Origin of the sequence: Crocosphaera sp. Alani8 (assembly GCF_038442745.1) — a bacterium.
GTDB lineage: Bacteria > Cyanobacteriota > Cyanobacteriia > Cyanobacteriales > Microcystaceae > Crocosphaera.
Genome location: NZ_JARVCN010000296.1, coordinates 1 through 3,945, shown reverse-complemented (window position 1 = coordinate 3,945; position 3,945 = coordinate 1). Strand labels below are relative to the sequence as shown.

Annotated in this window: 2 protein-coding genes; one reads left to right on the top strand and one right to left on the bottom strand. The window is 43.6% G+C overall.

Going from position 1 to position 3,945, the window contains the following annotated elements; translation table 11 throughout:
- Positions 1-186: 186 nt before the first annotated feature.
- The gene (locus tag P9B04_RS16125; RefSeq protein ID WP_342056006.1) at positions 187-3,339 is read left to right on the top strand and encodes a hypothetical protein; all 3,153 of its coding nucleotides are present in this window, start codon (positions 187-189) and stop codon (positions 3,337-3,339) included.
- A 32-nt stretch (positions 3,340-3,371) separates the two neighbouring features.
- Here P9B04_RS16125 and P9B04_RS16120 read toward each other — a convergent pair whose 3' ends face one another.
- On the bottom strand, positions 3,372-3,794 hold the full coding sequence (locus tag P9B04_RS16120; RefSeq protein ID WP_342056005.1) for a glycerophosphodiester phosphodiesterase family protein: 423 nt from the start codon (positions 3,792-3,794) through the stop codon (positions 3,372-3,374).
- Positions 3,795-3,945: the final 151 nt, after the last annotated feature.

The window sequence follows — 3,945 nt, the reverse complement described above, 5'->3', positions numbered from 1 at the left end:
ATCTTTGTCCCCTAACTTTCGGCGAGTCCCCCCAGACTTTTTGAGAAGCTTCTATCTGATCAGGTAGCAGATGCCATATTTAGTTTCGATCTCGAGGGTAATTATTTAGGGATCGTCAACGACAGCAATGATGATGGCACTCCCGAAGGTTTAGATAACATTCGTGGTATAGAATTTGTCAACGGTTTGGTCTATGTTTCCAACTCCGGAACAGAAAATGACGCACCAGGGGAAGGGGTTGTAGTTTTTGATCCCGAGGGTAACAATCTTGGCTTTTTTGAGACCGGTGATCCTTTCGACATTCGTGCTTACAATGGCGCACTGCTGATTAATAACATCGATGAAGACAATATTGAACGCTACACCATAGAGGGGATAGACAGTACCTTTATTGACAACTTAGTTGACTCTGATGGAGAAACAGGTATTAACTTTCCTCAGCAAATGACAGTGCGTGAGTCTAACGGTAATTTGTTAGTAGGTGGTTTTACCAACATCCCTGATTTTAACAACGGTGGTTTATATGAATACGATGCACTAGGCAATCAAGTAAACCTATTTAATGCCGACGACGGTTTTGCCGATCGCTTACGAGCAGGTTATGAGTTAGGCAATGGTAATATCATTTGGAGCGGAGGAGATGGAGTAATTGTCACCGATCCAGTCACAGGTGAGGACGAAGATATTTACACCGTTAATACCCTAGACTTTCGCCCAGGTGCGCGCTATATCGAACAGCTAGTCTTACCAAAAGAAGGCACTCTCGATCTAACTGGAGCCGTTTTTCTCGGTGATCAACGGCTAGACAAAATATTCCTCAACCAAGACTTAAACGGCGACGGCGATGCCAACGATCCCCTAGAAGTGTCCGTTTATTTTGATGAAACCAACGCTTCAGGATTAACAGATCCAACCGGCAACGTTTTTACAATTTTCCAATCCGATAGCGGAGCAGTATTCTACGGAGACGGAGACAGCGATAGCGTCTATCTTCTTTTCGATGGGAACCTCGATGGAGATGCCCTCGATCCAGGAGAAGCCGTAGTTTGGTTCACCGATTCTCAATCTACCCCTTTACCCACACCCAACGGTGTTGCCCAAGGTGGTGACGGTGCCATCTATATTGTTAATGCAGGGACTGGCTCTAGTCCAGAAGATAGGGTTTATCGTACCGTGGATCTCAACGGAGATAACGATGCTTTGGACGAGGGAGAATCTTCAGTTTGGCTCGATCTACAAATTCTTAACCCTTCCTCTTCCGCCTTCGATATCGAATTTATTGGAGATGTGGCCTACATCAGCGATCTTGTAGGTGGGGACGACGATCTTATTTATCGAGTAGAAGATTTAGACGGTAACGGAACCATCTCAGCAAACGAGGCCAATATTTTCATTCAAGATGGTAACCCATTTGGGGTTCCCCTAGATTTTGGTATCGCCGTAGATGAGGAAAGCGTATATACCTGGGAATCATTGGATACTGAGGGTCCTCAATCGGTGTATCGTTTACAAGATCAAGACGGTAGTGGCGATATCAATGCCGCCAACGAAGCTATAGAAGTCTGGAACACAGACGCACTGCCCAGTGGGTTTAACTCTTTTAGCGGCTTTTCCATTGCTGTTGGACCCGATAAAGAGTTAGTAGTAACTTCAAACGGAGGAGAATCAGAAAATAATCTTTTCCGTCTGGTGGACAGCAATATGGATGGTGATTATTTTGACGATGGTGAAACTATTATCTATTTAGCCCAGAGTGTTACGGGGACAACCCCAGAAAGGGCCCGGGCAGTAGAATACGCTTTAGGCCGTGGTCCCGAAGTTAGCTTTACCCTTGATCCAGAAGTAGCTATCGAAACCGACGGCACCGTCCTCACCTTCAATTTTACCCTGGATAAAGCACCACCTCCAGAGGGAACCGTCGTTATACTGACGGCGGATGAACAATCTTCTATTAACCGTATCGATCTCTCCGATGTCAGCTTAAACGGTATTGATCTACCCCGTGATATTTCTCCTGATCTAGATTTCGATGAACTAGCTCTTAATATTACCGAGCAATTCGCCTCCTTTTCCGCTCCCCTCCTCAATACTCCCGAAGATACAGATCTCAATGGGGACGGCGTTATTGAAGACTTTGGAGACGTGGCCGAACAAGTTACCTGGGGCATTAGGGCGATCGCTCCCGAAGATGTGCCTGAAGGGTTCGGGACTCCCGGAGTCATTAGTAAATCTAGTCTCGAGTCCATTCTTATCGCCGATAATGCAGAGCAACTACAACCCCCTCCTTTTGTTCCCGATTTTGGCACCATCGATGGGGAAACTATTGAAGTAGAAGGAAGTAATGCACTTGTTTTCGCTGGTGGGGGTAACGATTTTGTAGATAGTTCCCTCAGCGACGGTGAGAACCGTATCTATTTACAAAGTGGAGAAGATATTGCCATTCTTGGACAAGGCGATCGCATTCTTGGGGGAGTTGATGATGACCAATTCTTTGTTACTTCTGGTGGGGATAATACCATTACAGGGGGTCAGGGTTCAGACCAATTCTGGATTGCTACTGGGGATTTAATTGTTAATGTCTTTGAAATAGAAGCCAACGACGCTTATTACACTTTTCGGGATCAAGTGAGCGATAATAGCGATGCTCGTCTCCTCTCCGACAAAGCTACCGCAATTGGTTTTCCAGAATCTTTCCAAAGTGTTAGCTTCCTCAATTTTGAGGGACTACCGGTATCAATGGTTGAATCTGGTTTAATTTCAGCCGAACTAAAACTAGAATATAACCCCGCTCTAGCAGAGACTCTAATTCCGGCAACAGAAGATAGACCGGTTTCTGTCAGTACCTACGGACTAGTAGAAGGCAGTGTGTTTAATCCTGTTAATGGCAACCTGGAGGACATTAACTACGGAGTTGATGGCTCTGAGGCTATCTCTGAGGTTTCTGTAGGGGATGAGGGTATTTACCACTGGGATGTAACCGCTTTAGTTGCAGATGAACTAACGAACCCCTCTGATGATGACCTTTCTGTGGTTCTCAGTGGAGTTTTTGGTAACGTTGATATCGATGAGCGCAACAGTTACGCAGCTTTCTATCCGGTGGGTGCAACGGAAGGTTTAGCACCAACGTTGATAATTGAAACCGAGGGAATTAATACCATTACTGACTTTACCATCGGGGAAGATGTGATCGGTATTGCCGGACTTGGTATCGGTTTTGATGGTGTTGAGTTAACCCAACTGGGAGATGACGCACTGATTGGAGTTGGTGGAAATGATTTTGCACTACTTCTCAATATCGACATCAATGACTTGAGTGATGCTGATTTTGCTTTCGGTTAATTTATTAGTGAACAGTAAACAGTGATAACTGTTCACTGTTTGCTGCTCCCTCTAAGACAAATAGTAGGATCATCACAGAAAAAACCATCAACACCAATATTAATTAATTGTTCAATTTCTTCTGCCATTGTTTGTACTGTGTCATCCTTTTTTAAAGTTAAAAAATATTTTTCTGGGCGCAATGTATAGCAATGGACTAATAACCCTGCTCGATGGGCATTGTCTACAAAAGAGGTTACTTTTCCTGTTAATTTTGTTCGTATTTTACTATTTTCACCCATTGGATTAATAGAAATACGAGGTAGAATATTATTCTTCCAAACACCAATGCCAGTAGCGTAAGTATTGCTTATATATTGTAGATTTTCCAGATCATTTAAGTGACCATAGCCTATGGAACTATTTAATGAACCTCTTTGGAAACTATTCACTAAATTGCCGTAAATCATCGCCATATTTTCATTATTTTGCAAGTTATAGATAATATCATAAGGACATTGGAAACTATTATTAGTTGGTAAAACTGTAGAACCATAGAGTTGAATCAAAGGAATCGAAGCTTCTCAAAAAGTCTGGGGGGACTCGCCGAAAGTTAGGGGACAAAGA

What these genes read in the sequence shown, in the direction of transcription:
- P9B04_RS16120 (WP_342056005.1), bottom strand. Translation starts at nt 3,794, where the DNA reads ATGGCGATGATTTACGGCAATTTAGTGAATAGTTTCCAAAGAGGTTCA.